Source organism: Pseudomonas sp. Ors-4-3C, assembly GCF_055755035.1.
Genome location: NZ_CM146900.1, coordinates 1,990,361 through 2,006,522 on the forward strand (window position 1 = coordinate 1,990,361; position 16,162 = coordinate 2,006,522).

15 protein-coding genes and 1 tRNA gene are annotated in these 16,162 nt (G+C 60.6%); 7 read left to right on the top strand and 9 right to left on the bottom strand.

The features are described 5' to 3' along the window. Positions 1-170: 170 nt before the first annotated feature. On the top strand, positions 171-422 hold the full coding sequence (locus tag ACVHNU_RS08870) for a DUF2790 domain-containing protein (RefSeq protein ID WP_103485918.1): 252 nt from the start codon (positions 171-173) through the stop codon (positions 420-422). A gap of 44 nt (positions 423-466) precedes the next feature. On the opposite strand, the gene ACVHNU_RS08875 is transcribed toward ACVHNU_RS08870, so the two are convergent. Next, complete coding sequence (locus ACVHNU_RS08875) at positions 467-1,411, bottom strand: LysR family transcriptional regulator (RefSeq protein WP_473019483.1); 945 nt, start codon at positions 1,409-1,411, stop codon at positions 467-469. Positions 1,412-1,497: 86 nt separating this feature from the next. On the opposite strand from ACVHNU_RS08875, the gene mug reads away from it, so the two are divergent. From mug to ACVHNU_RS08900, 5 genes are all read left to right on the top strand, one after another. Further along, positions 1,498-2,016, top strand: a complete 519-nt coding sequence (gene mug / locus ACVHNU_RS08880; RefSeq protein WP_473020057.1) for a G/U mismatch-specific DNA glycosylase — start codon at positions 1,498-1,500, stop codon at positions 2,014-2,016. Positions 2,017-2,088: 72 nt separating this feature from the next. After that, positions 2,089-2,472 carry a DUF1801 domain-containing protein gene (locus ACVHNU_RS08885; protein WP_473019484.1) on the top strand — a complete coding sequence of 128 codons (384 nt, stop codon included), beginning with the start codon at positions 2,089-2,091 and terminating at the stop codon, positions 2,470-2,472. A gap of 137 nt (positions 2,473-2,609) precedes the next feature. Next, positions 2,610-2,684: transfer RNA gene (locus tag ACVHNU_RS08890), tRNA-Gln, on the top strand. A gap of 171 nt (positions 2,685-2,855) precedes the next feature. Then, positions 2,856-3,236 carry a RidA family protein gene (locus ACVHNU_RS08895; protein WP_473019485.1) on the top strand — a complete coding sequence of 127 codons (381 nt, stop codon included), beginning with the start codon at positions 2,856-2,858 and terminating at the stop codon, positions 3,234-3,236. Between the two features lie 218 nt (positions 3,237-3,454). Then, positions 3,455-5,443 carry a peptidase U32 family protein gene (locus ACVHNU_RS08900; protein WP_473019486.1) on the top strand — a complete coding sequence of 663 codons (1,989 nt, stop codon included), beginning with the start codon at positions 3,455-3,457 and terminating at the stop codon, positions 5,441-5,443. A gap of 27 nt (positions 5,444-5,470) precedes the next feature. On the opposite strand, the gene ACVHNU_RS08905 is transcribed toward ACVHNU_RS08900, so the two are convergent. From ACVHNU_RS08905 to ACVHNU_RS08930, 6 genes are all read right to left on the bottom strand, one after another. Continuing rightward, complete coding sequence (locus ACVHNU_RS08905) at positions 5,471-6,439, bottom strand: Dyp-type peroxidase (RefSeq protein WP_473019487.1); 969 nt, start codon at positions 6,437-6,439, stop codon at positions 5,471-5,473. 68 nt (positions 6,440-6,507) lie between these two features. Further along, a complete protein-coding gene (locus ACVHNU_RS08910; protein ID WP_473019488.1) occupies positions 6,508-7,773 on the bottom strand; it encodes an NAD(P)/FAD-dependent oxidoreductase in 1,266 nt (421 codons plus the stop codon). A 2-nt stretch (positions 7,774-7,775) separates the two neighbouring features. After that, positions 7,776-9,353: an aldehyde dehydrogenase (NADP(+)) gene (locus tag ACVHNU_RS08915; RefSeq protein WP_473019489.1), complete on the bottom strand. Its 1,578-nt coding sequence runs from the start codon at positions 9,351-9,353 to the stop codon at positions 7,776-7,778. 58 nt (positions 9,354-9,411) lie between these two features. Further along, positions 9,412-10,359, bottom strand: coding sequence for a dihydrodipicolinate synthase family protein (locus ACVHNU_RS08920; protein WP_473019490.1), 948 nt, complete (start codon positions 10,357-10,359; stop codon positions 9,412-9,414). A gap of 50 nt (positions 10,360-10,409) precedes the next feature. After that, positions 10,410-11,336 carry a 4-hydroxyproline epimerase gene (locus tag ACVHNU_RS08925; protein ID WP_473019491.1) on the bottom strand — a complete coding sequence of 309 codons (927 nt, stop codon included), beginning with the start codon at positions 11,334-11,336 and terminating at the stop codon, positions 10,410-10,412. Positions 11,337-11,358: 22 nt separating this feature from the next. After that, positions 11,359-12,987, bottom strand: a complete 1,629-nt coding sequence (locus ACVHNU_RS08930) for an APC family permease (RefSeq protein ID WP_103520761.1) — start codon at positions 12,985-12,987, stop codon at positions 11,359-11,361. Positions 12,988-13,187: 200 nt separating this feature from the next. On the opposite strand from ACVHNU_RS08930, the gene ACVHNU_RS08935 reads away from it, so the two are divergent. After that, positions 13,188-13,961, top strand: coding sequence for a PAS domain-containing protein (locus tag ACVHNU_RS08935; RefSeq protein ID WP_473019492.1), 774 nt, complete (start codon positions 13,188-13,190; stop codon positions 13,959-13,961). Between the two features lie 24 nt (positions 13,962-13,985). On the opposite strand, the gene ACVHNU_RS08940 is transcribed toward ACVHNU_RS08935, so the two are convergent. Next, a complete protein-coding gene (locus tag ACVHNU_RS08940; protein ID WP_201137825.1) occupies positions 13,986-14,705 on the bottom strand; it encodes a retron system putative HNH endonuclease in 720 nt (239 codons plus the stop codon). After that, positions 14,702-16,081, bottom strand: coding sequence for an AAA family ATPase (locus tag ACVHNU_RS08945; RefSeq protein WP_201137824.1), 1,380 nt, complete (start codon positions 16,079-16,081; stop codon positions 14,702-14,704). Before ACVHNU_RS08945 ends, ACVHNU_RS08940 begins: the two co-directional genes overlap by 4 nt. Positions 16,082-16,162: the final 81 nt, after the last annotated feature.

Consider the following 16,162-nt stretch of genomic DNA (forward strand, 5'->3'; position numbering starts at 1 on the left):
CTGTAGGAGTGAGCCTGCTCGCGATTTGGGTATCCACGATGCTCGGGTTTATTCATCACTATTTTGGACACAGTGTTTGTCCAGACGACCGATTTTTGCCGTGCGCTTCACCCCCTAACATCGTCTCCACTCCGTGAACAAACACGGTTCCCCACGAGACGGTGAACATCATGAAACTTGCAAAAATCGCTCTTCTTCTGGTCCTCGGTGGTATCGGCGCGCAAGCCTTTGCGGCGGATGAAACCGCGCAAGTCGAGGCGTACAACGCCGCCGCTCAAGCAGACATCGCCCACGTGGTGTCGATCTCCGAAGCGGCCAATCAATGCGGCGCGGTGCCGGTGCAGATGACTTATGAAGACTCGACCGGTGCGCGGCATGTCGTGCAATACCAGGTGATGGGCAGCGGTTGTTCCAACGGTTGATGTCGATGCCGGCGCTGGAGGGTCGACACTCCAGGTCTGCGGCACTAAGCGTTGGCAAGCTCCTTGGCACCGGCCATGTCTTCATCCGATGCCAGCAGTTGCGGGATGGCGGTTTTCAGGAACTCCACCCAGGTCTTGATTTTGGCGTCGACGAATTTGCGCGACGGGTAGATCGCGAACAGGCTGTATTCCTCCAGGCGGTACCGCGGCAGTACCCGCACCAGTGTGCCTCCGACCAATCCTTCGACGGCTGATGCCAGCGGCTGAATGCCGATGCCCATGCCATTTCTGATTGCCGTGGCCATGCCGTCGGCGGTGTTGATGTGGAAGGGTGAGTCGGGGATATTCTGGGTTTCCATGCCTTGTGGCCCTTCGAACACCCAGTTTTCTGCAGGCATCACCGTGTTGACGATGCGCAGGCAGTCGTGCGCGGCGAGGTCGGCGGGTGTGGCGGGGTGGCCGCGTTTGGCCAGGTACGACGGCGAGGCGCAGAGGATGCTGTAGGTGGTGCCCAGGCGTTGCGCGACGAAGCCGGAATCCGGCAGGTCGCGGGCGAGGACGATCGACATGTCGTAGCTTTCTTCGAGCAGATCGGGCAGGCGATTGCTCAGGGTCAGGTCGAACATCACCGTCGGGTGAATCTCGCGGTAACGGGCGATTGCATTGATCACATAGTGGTTGCCGATGGCGGCCATGGCGTGGATCTTCAGACGCCCGACTGGCAAGGTCTGGGCGGTGCCGGCTTCTTCATCGGCTTCGCGCAGGTCATCGAGGATTTTTTCGGCGCGCTGCAAATAACGCACACCGGCTTCGGTCAGGGCGAGGCGGCGGGTGGTGCGGTTGATCAGGCGCGTGTGCAACCGGGCTTCGAGGCTGGAGACGGCTTTGGAGACGTTGGTCGTGGTGGTGTCGAGCACGTCGGCCGCAGCGGTGAAGCTGCCGCTCTGGGCCACGGCGACGAAGCAGCGCAGGGTCTGAATGACGTCCATCGTTGTTGTTGGCTCTATGGCTGGGATGGCCATTCTAGGGTTTGCCGTGGGTGGTGGTGCAAATGTTTGCGAATGAGGGCGGGCGCATGGCGAGTGAAGGGCTTGAAGACATTCTGGCGCCGGGGCTTTCGGTGGTGTTCTGCGGGATCAATCCGGGATTGCTTGCGGCGGCGCAGGGGCATCATTTTGCCGGACGCGGGAATCGCTTCTGGCGCACCTTGCACTTGGCCGGGTTCACCCCGTATGAAGTGCGGGCGGAGGACGATCGAAGCATCCTGCAATTTGGCTGCGGGTTGACGGCGGTGGTCGAGCGGCCGACGGCGCGTGCGGATCAGTTGGCGGCGCAAGAGTTCGCCGCTGCGGCCCTGGGCTTTGAGCAGAAAATCAGCAGCCATGCGCCGCGCTGTGTGGCGTTTCTTGGCAAGGCTGCTTATGCGGCGTTGTCGGGGCAGAAGGTGGTGGCGTGGGGGTTGCAGGCAAAGACCTTTGGTGGCGCGCACGTGTGGGTGTTGCCCAATCCCAGTGGGCGTAATCGGGCGTTCTCCCTTGAGCAACTTGTAGCGGCTTATCAGGAATTGCATGAGTTCCTGATCGCTAGAGGGTAAATCATGCGTACAGCGTTTTTCGGTTGGCCAGCTACGATTGATGCAATCAAACCGCCGAGGAGGACGCTCGCCATGAAGCCCGAAAACCCAAACACCGACGCCTCGGCACTCATCGACGCTCGAATCGCCGAACTGGCCGATTGGCGTGGTGCCATCCTCGGCGAGATTCGCAAGGTCATTCGCCAGGCCGATCCCGAGGTGGTGGAGGAGTGGAAGTGGCGCGGCGTTCCGGTGTGGTCGCGGGGCGGGATCATTTGCACCGGAGAGACTTACAAGGCGGCGGTGAAGATGACCTTCGCCAAAGGCGCGGCGCTGGCCGATCCTGCGGGGTTGTTCAACGCCAGCCTTGAGGGCAACACCCGCCGGGCGATTGATTTTCACGAGGGCGACATGGTCGATGAGCAGGCCTTGAAAGCGCTGATTCGCGAGGCGATTGCGTTGAATTTGTCGAAGTGAATCGCGGCGTTTGCCTTGGCTCAGAAATAACTGGCTGTTTTAAAACAAATTTTTTTGCATTCAGGGCTTCCCAGATCAAAAAAAGGTTGGTAAATTGCGGCCCAATCTCGCAGAGCTTGTTACAGAGCTTGAGATACAGGGGCGTCGCCAAGCGGTAAGGCAGCAGGTTTTGATCCTGCCATGCGTTGGTTCGAATCCAGCCGCCCCTGCCATATTCAAAAAAAACGCCAGTCCGAAAGGGCTGGCGTTTTTTTATGCGCGCGATTTGGGTCTGGCATCGACAGTGGCCTGAGCCGGAGCGGGGACTGATGTAAACTGCCCGCGCAAAAGTCCCGGTGCGTCGTTGGCCGGCGACCCTCAATCTCTCCAGACAAGAGACTTTCATGGCTAATCAAGACCTCAGCTTCACCCCTGATCCGGATGCAGATTCGATTTCCTCCGACGTTGTCGGTTTCAACGGCATTCTGGTTTCGACCCAGATCCCGACCCGCGCCGATGGCAGCCTGGAGTTGGGCGACATCACCCTGCAAAGCGAATGCACCCTGCAGGCGCTGAAAGTGGCGCTGGAGCGGGCCGGCAGTTCGATAGATCGCGTGATGCACCTGACCATCTACCTCACCGAAATGGCTGATCGTGCGGCATTCAACGAAGTCTACAAGCGCTTCTTCGCCAAGCCATGGCCCGTACGCGCGGCTGTGGGCGTGGCGTCGCTGGCAGTGGAAGGCATGCGCGTGGAAGTCACCGCGATGGCGGCCAAGGCCTGACCGCCCCCCTGTAGGAGTGAGCCTGCTCGCGATAGCGGTAAATCAGCCACCATCAACGTTGACTGTGCCACCATCATCGCGAGCAGGCTCACTCCTGCAGGAGACTCTCGTGTCGGATTGGAGCGAGGTCATCTGCCACTTGGCAGCACAGGCGTGCTGCCCGGGCGTTTCGCGGCTACAATGCGCGCCTTAACCGTGACAGCCTGACTAAAAAAACTATGTCCTTGCCCAAGCATCATCTGGAATTGCTCAGCCCCGCCCGTGACGTGGCGATTGCCCGCGAGGCGATCCTGCACGGCGCCGACGCCGTGTACATCGGTGGCCCGAGCTTCGGCGCGCGCCACAACGCCTGCAACGAGGTGAGCGAAATCGCCGAGCTGGTGGAATTTGCCCGCCGTTATCACGCGCGCATTTTCACCACCATCAACACCATCCTGCACGACAACGAACTGGAGCCGGCGCGCAAGCTGATCCACCAGTTGTACGATGCCGGTGTCGACGCGCTGATCGTCCAGGATCTGGGCGTGATGGAACTGGACATCCCGCCGATCGAGCTACACGCCAGTACCCAGACCGACATCCGCACCCTTGAGCGGGCGAAGTTCCTCGATCAGGCCGGCTTCTCGCAACTGGTACTGGCCCGCGAGCTGAACCTGAAAGAAATCCGCGCCATCGCCGACGAAACCGATGCCGCCATCGAATTCTTCATCCACGGTGCGCTGTGCGTGGCGTTCTCCGGGCAGTGCAACATTTCCCACGCGCAGACCGGGCGCAGCGCCAACCGTGGCGATTGCTCCCAGGCCTGCCGTTTGCCGTACACCCTGAAAGACGAAAAGGGTGGGGTGATCGCCTACGAAAAACACCTGCTGTCGATGAAGGACAACAACCAGAGCGCCAACATCCGCGCGCTGGTCGAGGCCGGTGTGCGCTCGTTCAAGATCGAAGGGCGCTACAAGGACATGGGCTATGTGAAGAACATCACTGCCTATTACCGCCAGCGCCTCGACGACGTGCTCGAAGATCGCCCGGACCTGGCCCGCGCCTCCAGCGGCCGCACCGCGCACTTCTTCCTGCCGGACCCGGAAAAAACCTTCCACCGTGGCAGCACCGACTATTTCGTCACCGATCGCAAGATCGACATCGGCGCCTTCGACTCGCCGACCTTCACCGGTCTGCCGGTGGGCGTGGTCGAGAAAGTCGGCAAGCGTGACATGCAGGTGGTGACTCAGGAGCCGTTGTCCAACGGCGATGGCCTCAACGTGCTGGTCAAGCGTGAAGTCGTGGGTTTCCGCGCCAACATCGCCGAGCCGAAAGGCGAGTTCGAAGAAGACGGCGAGAAGCGCTACCGCTACCGCGTCGAGCCAAACGAGATGCCCGAAGGCCTGTACAAGCTGCGCCCGAACCATCCGCTGAACCGCAACCTCGACCACAACTGGCAACAGGCGCTGCAGAAGACTTCTGCTGAGCGTCGCATTGCTCTGAGCTGGGTCGCACGTCTGCGTGAAGAACAGCTGGAAGTGACCGCAACCAGTGAAGAGGGGATCAGCGCCAGCGTGACCCTGAACGGTCCGTTCGGTGTCGCCAACAAGCCGGAGCAGGCGCTGGAGCAATTGCAGGATCTGCTCGGCCAGCTCGGTACCACCCAGTACCACGCCACCGACATCAAGCTCGATGCGCCGCAGGCGTTCTTCATTCCGAACTCGCAGCTCAAGGCCCTGCGCCGCGAAGTGATCGAAGCGCTGACCGCCGCCCGTGTCGCGGCGCATCCGCGTGGCAGCCGCAAGGCTGAAACCACGCCGCCGCCGGTGTACCCGGAGTCGCACCTGTCGTTCCTGGCCAACGTCTACAACCAGAAGGCGCGCGACTTCTATCACCGTCACGGCGTGAAGCTGATCGATGCGGCCTACGAGGCGCACGAAGAGGCTGGTGAAGTGCCGGTGATGATCACCAAACACTGCCTGCGTTTCTCGTTCAACCTGTGCCCGAAACAGGCCAAAGGCGTGACCGGCGTGCGCACCAAAGTCGCGCCGATGCAGCTGATTCACGGCGACGAAGTGCTGACCCTGAAGTTCGACTGCAAGCCGTGCGAGATGCACATCACCGGCAAGATGAAAGGCCACATCCTCAACATGCCGCAACCGGGCAGCGTGGTCGGCCACATCAGCCCGGAAGACCTGCTGAAAACCATCCCGCGCGCGCCACACTGAGTGACGGGCGGGCGTGGCGCTACGGTGTCACGCCTGCTCCGGCTCTCGCTCCGCCAGCTCCTCAAGCAGGTCGGCTGACGGTACAAAGAACAACCCCCCGGTGACTGCGGTGCTGAAGTCGAGCAAACGGTCGTAGTTGCCGACGGGTTTGCCGACAAACATGTTCTCCAGCATCTGCTCGATCGGTTCCGGCGAACGCGCGTAACCGATGAAATAGGTGCCGAACTCGCCAGCCCCCGGACGACCGAACGGCATGTTGTCGCGCAGGATTTTCTGCTCCTGGCCGTCCTTGGTGATGGTGGTCAGGGCGCTGTGGGAATTGCTCGGTTTGACCTCTTCACCCAATTCGATGTCGGCCAGTTTGGTCCGGCCGATCACCTTCTCCTGAGCCTCGACGCTCAGCGCATTCCAAGCGTCCATCTTGTGCAGGTACTTCTGCACCAGCACATAACTGCCGGATTCGAACGCCGGGTCTTCGTTGCCGATCAGGGTGAAATGGTTTGCCTTGCGGCCCACCGGGTTCTCGGTGCCATCGACAAAACCGATGATGCTGCGCATGTCGAAGTAGCGGAAACCCTGGACCTCATCCACCACCGTGATTGCGCCATTGAGTGCGCTGCACAACTGGGTTGCCAGTTCGAAACACAGATCCATCTGATCGGCACGGATGTGCAGCAGGATGTCGCCTGGGGTCGCCACGGCACGGCGGCCTTCAACGCCGAATTCGCGGAATGGATGCAGCGAAGCCGGACGCGGGCTGCCGAACAGGGAGTCCCAGGCGCTGGCGCTGAACCCGCAGACACACGACAGGTTACCGTTGGGCACACGCTTGCCGACAGAGCGGGTGAGGGCGGCGATGTCGCCGCACCAGCCGCGCACCTGACTGGCGGCGTCGCTCCCGGGCAGCAGCGTGGCGACGATGAAGATCGCGCTGCTGGTGATCGGGTTGCAGATTGCTTGTGGCTCGGGTGTCTGGGTATCCATTGATGAGGTCATAGTCGGTTCCATATGCGCGGGGCCAAGGTCGGCGCTCAGTATGAAACCAAAAACGTTTCATCGATATCTCAGAAGCGACCGAGTCGATAGGCACCCAGTGCCGGCAAGCCGGAGTTCGCTGAGGGTGATACCAGATGCGCGACCATCTCTGCGGTAATCGCCGCTTGAGTCAGCCCCAAATGCTGATGCCCGAACGCGAGCAGCACCTTGCCGTCGCCGACCTTGTCGATGATCGGCAGCGAGTCCGGCAGCGACGGGCGAAAGCCCATCCACGGCGTCGCATCTTCAGCGTTCAAATCACGGCGAAACAAACCCTTGCTCAAACGATGCAACTGCCAGGCGCGTTCCATAAACGGCGGGCGCTCCAGACCGGCGAACTCAACGGTGCCGGCCAGGCGCAAGCCGCCGGCCATCGGCGTCATGATGAACTTGCGCTCCAGCGAGGTAACGGCGAACGGCAGGCGCTCGTGCTCGTGGGGCAACATCAGGTGATAGCCGCGCTCGGTGTCCAGCGGCACGCGTTTACCGGTCAGTGCAGTGGTGAGCTTCGCCGAATGCGCGCCGCAGGCAATCAGCACCTGTCGCGTGGTAAAACGGCCCTGATCGGTGCGCAGCGACACGCCATGCTCCTGCAACTGGCCGTCCTGCACCTCTTGTTGGAGGAACTGCACGCCGGCTGCTTTCGCCGCGCGTACCAGTTCACACACCACCCGGTAAGGGTCGAGAAAGTGCCCGGTGCGTGGGTAGAACAACCCGCCCTGAATCTGTTCGCTGAGCTGCGGCGCGCTTTCTCGCACGGCGCTGGCCGACCAGAAATCCACCGGCACCTGTTGCTGACGCATGCGCGCCTGCAAGGCGTCGATCGCTTGCCGCGACTCGGCGCGCTCGAACACCAGCAGCGAGCCGTCCTCCTTGAGCAGGTCGGGGCGGGCGATGCTCTGCAACAGGCGCTTCCAGGCATCGAGGCTGCTTTCGTTGAGCGCGCGCAAACCGGCCACGGTGCGCTGAAACGGCGCCGGGCGCAGGTTCAGCAACAATCGGCTGAACCACGGCACAGCGCGCGGCATGTACTTCCAGTCCAGGCGCAGCGGCCCCATCGGGTCCATCAGCATCGCTGGCAGACGCTTGAGGATCGACGCATCGGCAATCGGGAACACCTGCTCGGTGGCCAGATGCCCGGCGTTGCCAAACGAGGCGCCATGACCGGGCGGCTGCTTGTCGATGACCACCACCCGCTGACCCTGACGCGCCAGCTGCAGGGCACAGGTGACGCCGATGATGCCGGCGCCGATCACCGCGATATCGGCGTTGTCCGCTGTGAGGTTGTCGGGCATGGTCAGGCTTCCCTCTGACCGTCGAGCAAGCGTCGTAATTGCAGCGGATTCGCCTGTTTCAGCGGCGGCGGCAGCAGGCTGTCGGGAAAATCCTGATAACACACCGGACGCAGGAAACGCAGAATCGCCGCCGTACCGACCGAGGTGCTGCGCGAGTCCGAGGTGGCCGGAAACGGCCCGCCATGCACCATCGCATCACACACCTCGACCCCGGTCGGCCAGCCGTTGACCAGCAGGCGTCCAGCCTTGCGCTCCAGTGTCGGCAGCAAGGCCCGGGCGCGATCCAGATCGGCGTCATCCAGGTGCAGGGTGGCGGTCAGTTGGCCTTCGAGGCGTTCGCAGACCTGACGGATTTCATCGTCGTTGGCGCACAGTACGATCAACGACGCCGAGCCGAAGATTTCACCTTGCAGACGCACGTCAGCGAGGAAGTCCTGCGCCGGAGTGACGAACAATTGCGCCTGACATTGGTTCGGCCCTTCAGCCGCGCGGCCGCTTGCCACGCGTTGCGCTTGCGGATGTTCGGCCAGCGCGCCGACGCCAGTTTCATAGGCGCGGAAGATTCCCGGCGTGAGCATGGTCTGCGCGGGACTGCGCTGGATCAGCTCGGCGGCCGCTGCGATGAAAGCGTCCAGTGCCGTCCCTTGGCGAGCGATGACCAGCCCGGGATTGGTGCAGAACTGCCCGGCGCCCTGAGTCAGCGAGGCGACAAAACCCTGCGCCAACGCCTCACTGCGAGCGGCAAGCGCTGCGGGAAACAGCAACACCGGATTGATCGAACTCATTTCCGCGTACACCGGAATCGGCTCGGGCCGTGCCTGCGCCGCTTGGCTCAGGGCGAGACCGCCACTGCGCGAGCCGGTGAAGCCCACCGCCTTGATGCGCGGATCGCTGACCAGGGCGATGCCGACCTCATTGCCCGAACCGAACAGCAGCGAAAACACACCGTCGGGCAAACCCGATTTTTTCACTGCACGCGTCAGCGCCTGGCCCACCAGTTCACTGGTGCCGGGATGCGCGCTGTGCGCCTTGACGATCACCGGGCAACCGGCGGCCAATGCCGAAGCGGTGTCGCCGCCCGCCACCGAGAACGCCAGCGGAAAGTTGCTGGCGCCGAACACGGCCACTGGCCCCAGCGCGATCTGCCGCTGGCGCAAATCAGAACGTGGCAGCGGCTGGCGCTGTGGTTGTGATTGATCGACGCGAACGTCCAGCCACTCGCCAGCACGCACTGTGCGGGCAAAGGTGCGCAGTTGCCCGCAAGTGCGTCCGCGTTCGCCCTGGATACGGGCGCGTGGCAGGCCGGTTTCGGCCACGGCACGGTCGATCAGCGCATCGCCAAGGGCTTCGATCTCATTGGCGATGGTTTCGAGAAATTCGGCGCGAGCGTTGAGGGAGGTCTCGCGATAACGATCAAACGCTTGCCACGCCAGTGTGCAGGCCTGTTCGACATGCTCGCTGCTGCCCCCGGCATAGGCCGGTTCCAGCACCGCGTCAGTGGCGGGATTGATCGCGCGGATCGCTTCACGGCTGCCGGCAATGGCTTGGCCGCCGATCAGCATGTGGCCTGTCAGAGTCATGGCGCTTCCTTGATAAAAAAGGTGAAGCCCCGGCATCACACCGGGGCAGGGACTGCGGTCAGACGAGGTTCTGTTCGGCGGACCAGTTTTTGTACCACTGGCGGAACAGCGCGTACTGGGTCTCGGCGTAACGGCGCTGGGCATCGCTCAAGGCGTCGGTTTCGTTGAAGTGCAGGGCGTATTCGCGGTCGCCGTTGAGCACCATCAGGTGCTTGTAATACAGCACCAGATCGCAGCCCTCATCGAACGACGACAGCACTGCAAGCGCCGCTTCCAGTTCGCGCGCCAGACGTCGGGCCTTGGCATCGCCCTTGGCCGCTTGCTTGCTCAGCGCCACCAGTTGCAGCACTTCGCGGGGCAGGGCGTTGCCGATGCCGGTGATCGCGCCAGTGGCGTTGCAGTTGACGAAACCGTGCACCACTTGCGTATCGACACCGACCATCAGGGTCACGGCATCGTCCTGCGAGGTGATGTTCTCGGCGGCGTAGCGCAAATCGGCGCCACCGCCGAACTCCTTGAAGCCGATCAGGTTCGGGTGTTCACGGCGCAGTTCGAAGAACAGCTCGGCGCGGGTGGCGAAGCCGTAGTAGGGGCTGTTGTAGATCACTGCCGGCAGGTTCGGCGCGGCGTTGAGGATCGCGGCGAAGTGAGCTTTTTGCGCGGTGGCCGAGGCACCACGGGACAAGACGCGCGGAATCACCATCAGGCCATGGGCGCCGACTTTCGCCGCGTGTGCAGCGTGGGATACCGCTTCACGGCTGTTGACCGCGCCAGTGCCGACGATGGTCGGAACCCCGGCGGCCACCAGACGCGCCACGCCTTCCTGACGCTCGGCCTCGGTCAGCAGCGGCCAGTCGCCCATCGAGCCGCAGTAGACGACGGCGCTCATGCCGATATCGATCAGCTCGCGACCCTTGGCCACCAGGGCGTCAAAGTCGGGTTTACGCGCGGCGGTGCACGGGGTCATCAGCGCGGGAATGCAGCCAGTGAAGATGTTATCGCTCATTGTTGTAGCTCCTCGGGACATTCATTCGGATCGGTAGAAAAGCGGGGCACTCAGATGCCCCACGCGAAAGGGTCCTGCTCGTCGATCAGCAGAGTGGCGTCGGCGGTCATGTAGGCGCGGCCGGTAATGAACGGGCGCACGCGCTCGCCATGCCATTCGAAGCAGCCTTCGAACTGGCTACCGGTGATGCTGGCCTGGGTCCAGACCTGGCCTTCAGCGAGTTTGCCGTCAGCGGCGAGGCAAGCGAGTTTGGCGCTGGTGCCGGTGCCGCAGGGCGAGCGGTCGTAGGCCTTGCCCGGGCACATGACGAAGTTGCGGCTGTCAGCGTTGGGGTCGTCGGCAAACAGTTCGACGTGGTCGATCAGCGCGCCGTCCTCACCGTGAATGCCTTGGGCTTCCAGAGCCTTGAGCATCGCCCAGGTGTAATCGGTGAGGGCTTCGACGTTGCTCATCTGCAGGTCCTGGCCGTGCTCGGAGACGAGGAAAAACCAGTTGCCGCCCCAGGCGATATCGCCGACCACGCGACCGTAACCGGGCACGTCCACCGGCACCTGTTTGCGGTAGCGCCAGGCCGGCACGTTGCCCAGGGTTACCGCGCCGTCCTCGTGCAGGGTGGCGCTGACCGGGCCGACCGGGGTATCGATCTTGTGCACGCCCGGTTCGATCTGCCCCAGGTAATGCAGCGAGTTGACAAGACCGATGGTGCCGTGGCCGCACATGCCGAGGTAGCCGGCGTTGTTGAAGAAAATCACCCCGCAAGTGGCATCCGGCGAGACCGGCGCGCAGTACAGCGCGCCGACCAGTACGTCGTTGCCACGCGGTTCGAGCAGGCAGGCGCGGCGCCATTGATCGTGGCTTTCGCGCAGGGCGTCGCGCTGTTCGGCGATGCTGTTGCCGGGCAGCTCGGGGAAGCCTTTCATCACCAGGCGCGTGGGTTCACCGCCGGTATGGGAATCGATGATGTGCAGTCGTTTCATGAACGCGTCCCTTCAATCAAAGTCAGGCGTGAGCAGGGCGCTGGCCCTGTGCCGAATGGGTGGAGGATTCAGCGGCTTCGCTTTCGTCGTCCTCGGTTTCCAGACGAATCAGGTGTGCCGGTACGCCGGTGGCCGCGCCCCAGTAATAGATGCCCAGTGCGCAGACCGCGACGATCACCGTGTCGAACGGATGGCTGAGTACGCCGATACCGCCGAAGCTGCCGAGTTTGGACAGGACGATGGTCACCGCGTAGAAGCCGATCAGCCACGCCGACGAGCGAACTTGCTGGCCGAGGTTCAAGTGCGCGGTCGGCACCATGCGCCCGCACAACAGGTAGATGACAAACATCAGGATTTGCAGACCGAGCAACCACGAAACGGTGCCCCAGCCCGACCAGTAGACGATCAGCGCGGCGATGATGAACGACAGCGGCCCGAGCACACTCATGCCCTTGACCCGGAACGGACGCGGCATGTCCGGCGCATTGCGACGCAGTGCGGCCACCGTCACCGGAGCCACTGCGTAGCTCAACACCAGCGCGGCGGAGACTACGTTGATCAGCGCTTCCCACGACGGGAACGGCAGGGTCCAGAACACCGACAGGCCAAAGGTCAGCCACAGCGCCGGGCGCGGAATGCCGGATTTTTCATCGATGCGGGTGAAGATCTTGAAAAAGGTCCCGGTCTGCGCCCAGCCGTAGATCACCCGTGGCGTGGCGTTCATGTAGATGTTGCCGCAGCCGCTGGGCGAGATCACCGCATCGGCCACCACCAGATACGCCAGCCAGCCGACGCCCAGTGCCAGGGCGATGTCGCGATACGGCAGGGCCAGTTCCTTGGCGACGCCGGCCCAGCCATTGGCGAGCATTTCGGTCGGGATGCCGCCGAGGAAAGCGGTTTGCAGCAACACGTAAATCGCGGTGGACAGCAGCACCGAAAGGATCAGCGCAATCGGAATCGTGCGTTGCGGGTTCTTCACTTCACTGGCCACGGAAATGATCGGCGTCAGGCCCAGATAAGCGAAGATCACCCCGCCGGCCGACACGGCCATTTCGATGCCGGACAGACCGAACGGCGCAAAGCCATGCACCTGGAAGTTGGCCGGTTTGAAGAAGGTGAACAACACGCCGATCACCAGCAGCGGCACGATGAACTTGAACACGCTGACCAGATTGTTGGCCATGGCGAAGGTCTTCACGCTGCGGTAATTGAGCAGGAAAAACAGGCACAACAGACCGAATTGTACGAACCAGCCAAGCACGGTCGGGTCGCTGGAGCCGACCTTGGTCAACTCGGGAAACCACGCTGCCGCATATTGCCGCGAAGCAACCACTTCGATCGCCACCAGACTGGAAAACGCGATCAGCGTGATGAAGCCCATCAGGTAGCCGAGCAGCGGGCCGTGGGAGTAAACCGGGTAGCGCACCACACCGCCGGCACGGGGCAGCGCGGCGCCCAGTTCGCAGTAGACGATGCCCAGCAGCAACACGGCGAAACCGCCGAGCAACCAGGAAAAGATCCCTGCCGGGCCGGCGATGGCCGACACGTGACTGGCCGCGAACAACCAGCCCGAACCGAAGATCGCCCCCAGTCCGATGAACGTGAGGTCTATCAGTGAAAGTTGCTTCTTGAACTTGCCTTGGCCTGTCATAGCGTCGCCTTCTTGTTGGTTGTTGGAGGGGCGTGCAGTGGCGCTACAGTGAACTCAACAGGCGATCCGCGATTGATGTTTTTTGCCGGTGACGATGACGAAATCAGCACAGTGGTCAACGGCAAAGGCCCGGCTCGACAGGCTGTCGGCCATCGGGCAATCTGCGCGCAAGCCAATGCGCACCGTGGGGAGTGACAGTCATGACGCAGAACGCGTTTGCGATCCTGAGCCAGCAGAACGAGGCGAGCCGACCGCAGAGCCTCGACGATCTGCTCGCCAGCGTGGCGCTGCTGTTGCCCATGCTCGACGTGATTCCCAACGCGGCGATCTTCATCAAGGACCTGCAGGCGCGCTATGTCATGGCCAACCAGACGCTGGTGCAGCGCTGCGGCTTGAAAGACCTGCGACCGTTACTGGGCAAGACCAGCGCCGAGGTGTTTCCGGCGCAATTGGGGCCGGGCTATACCGAGCAGGATCGGCGGGTGCTGGAAGAGGGGTTTGTGTTGGAGGATCAGCTGGAGCTGCATCTGTACGGCAGCCGCGAACCGGGTTGGTGCCTGACGCACAAGCGCCCGCTGTACGACCGGGATAATCGGATCATTGGCCTGGCGGGAATTTCCGTCGACCTGCAAACCGCCAGCGAAACCCATCCGGCGTATCAGCGACTGGCGGCGGTGGATGAATACATTCGGGCGAACTTCAATCGCCGGGTCAGCCTCGGCGAACTGACGCGCATCGCCGGGATTTCAGTGGCGCAACTGGAGCGCTACTGCAAACGCGTGTTCCACCTGACTCCGCGGCAGATGATCCAGAAAGTGCGCCTTGAGCATGCGCATCGGCTGTTGCACGGCGAGTTGCCGATCACCGAAGTGGCGCTGCGGTGCGGCTACACCGACCACAGCGCGTTCACCCGGCAGTTCAAGGCGTCGACCGGATTTACCCCGCGCCAGTATCGGTTGGCGACGGGGAGCTAGGCGCGCGCTGGGGATCTAAAGGGTTCAGTCGCTTCCCTTTTGAAGTATTTCTTCCGCAATGCGTTTGTAGAACTGCCGGGTCAAGCTGAAAAAGGAACTGAGTTTTCCATTTTGAGGTAATAGTTCATTGCTGGCGAGACGTTGAAGGGCGTTCTCATCGTTTTTGTATTTTTCATAGAGCTCATTTAATTCATGTCTCCATTTCCGTCGTTCTGTGCGTAAGAAGGGGCTGTCTAGATTGAGCACATCGATGGTGTACAGCGCACAGTCTTTATCTTTTTGATTCAACCCTTCAGCAGGAACGACGCTTCCGTCCGGTAGATACCAGAAATAGCGTGCGCAATCAGCTTGGCGAGGTGAAATAAAACGTTGCATGTCGACAGCTTTCTGTTTTTTAGGAGCATGTCCACCGAATATCATCTTGGAATGTTTGACAGGCTGAGCTGCTTTAAAGGGGCCTATCTCGTCGCTGCGTAAGGCGCTCGCCGCTATATTGCTACTGTCGAAAGTACGCTGAGGGCTTTGGCTTTTGTTCTCTAGATGCTCAATGTGATATCCCAGTTGATACTGATCAGCGCGCAATTCGCTGTAGCAACACAGAAAGTATTGCTCTGAGAGCATGATGTTCAAAATTTTCTTTCTGTGCTTGAAATAGCTCCATTTGAGTGATGCTTGTCCAGATGTCTGAGGTGGTTCTTTTTTCAGGTATTTTTCCGCGTTTACCCGCTCACGGATAAATTTCATTTGTTCAGCGCCTTTTGTCGCTGGATGTCCCGTTTCAGCCTAAGCAGTTGTGGGTGCAACTCACCCAACGTGGCAATCAATTGCTCCATTAACAGAACACTTTCAGGGGCTTCATGGAAACCTTGGTCAACGAGTGCGGTGAGGCGCTTCAGGTCGGTTTTCTCTGGAACAGGCGGCAGTGGATCCACTTCCATTACACTTTGCAGTACGTCACCGCTAGATTCGCCATAGGTGTGGACAAGGGGTTCACTTGCCACGATTTGACCATTCGCATTGCGGTCGACTACCCGAATGTTTTCCCGCCGCACCGTACTCAGTACTTGAGGGCTGTGTGTAGTAACAATGAACTGAACTTTTGGGAAGGCGTCCTGCAGTTGCTTCAGAATTGTTTGTTGCCATCCAGGGTGCAGATGCATATCGATCTCGTCGATAAGCACAACGCCAGAGGTTTTCTTCACGGCGTCTTTTTTGTAATGGTAATTCAACAGCGCACAGCGGCAGGCAAGATCACCGACCAGTTCAATCATGCAGCGAACACCATCGCCCAGTTGAGAGAGCTTCAGCTTCTCGGAGCCATGCTCGAAAAGCAGATCTTTTTCGCCAGACCTCGGGAGTTGAACCTGCCAGCCCGTGACGGTGCAGATCGCATCGCCCACCCCCTTCCACAATAGAGCAATTGAGTTGCGATTGAGTAATCCACTGCTCGCTGAAGAAAAGAGAAACATAACGAACCATTCGAGCCTCATGAAGCTCGATTTAACGCTCGTTGCACCGTCGTATCCTGCAAATCGGATAGTAGAACGGCCAGTTCCTCTCAGGCCTGCACTTCTTTTCCAAAGGCGACTTGTTCCGTAACAGGCGATAACCGGTAAATCAGTAGGTCGTACGTCAGCTCCCAAAAGAAGATCAAGATCTTCAGATACTGCATCCATTGCCTTTTCGGCTGCACGCACGTCGACAAAACTACCGCGTGACCATTGAAGTCGGCCTTTTTCAGTCTTTAGTGCACATCCAGTTTTATTTAAATGGAGACTCTCAAAGAGATCGTCCTCGTCGTCCTCATCAAAGGCATCAGAGTCCCAGTCATCAGGAAAGACAAACTTCCCTTCAACTGAACATGGAAACTGCAGCGCAATGCCACCGCTTGCTGTTGGGATGCGATGTACATCGTCGATATCGATTCGAGGCGGTGATCCTGGTCTGATATCGTCCACATAGTTGCGAACATAGGACCAAAGTAGCAGCCTCAAAGCGCTCATCAACGTTGTTTTGCCGCAACCGTTCACACCTACAATGACTGTCACGTCGGGGTGTAATTTGAGGTTAAACCTTTCGAAACCTCGGTAGTTTTTAAGACGAATGTTACCGAGTCTCAAAGGGTATCCTCCGATCTGTCTACTGTGATCGATTGATTGAGTAAATCAAAGTTGCATCCAGGGCAGAGTTGATTGCGAGTA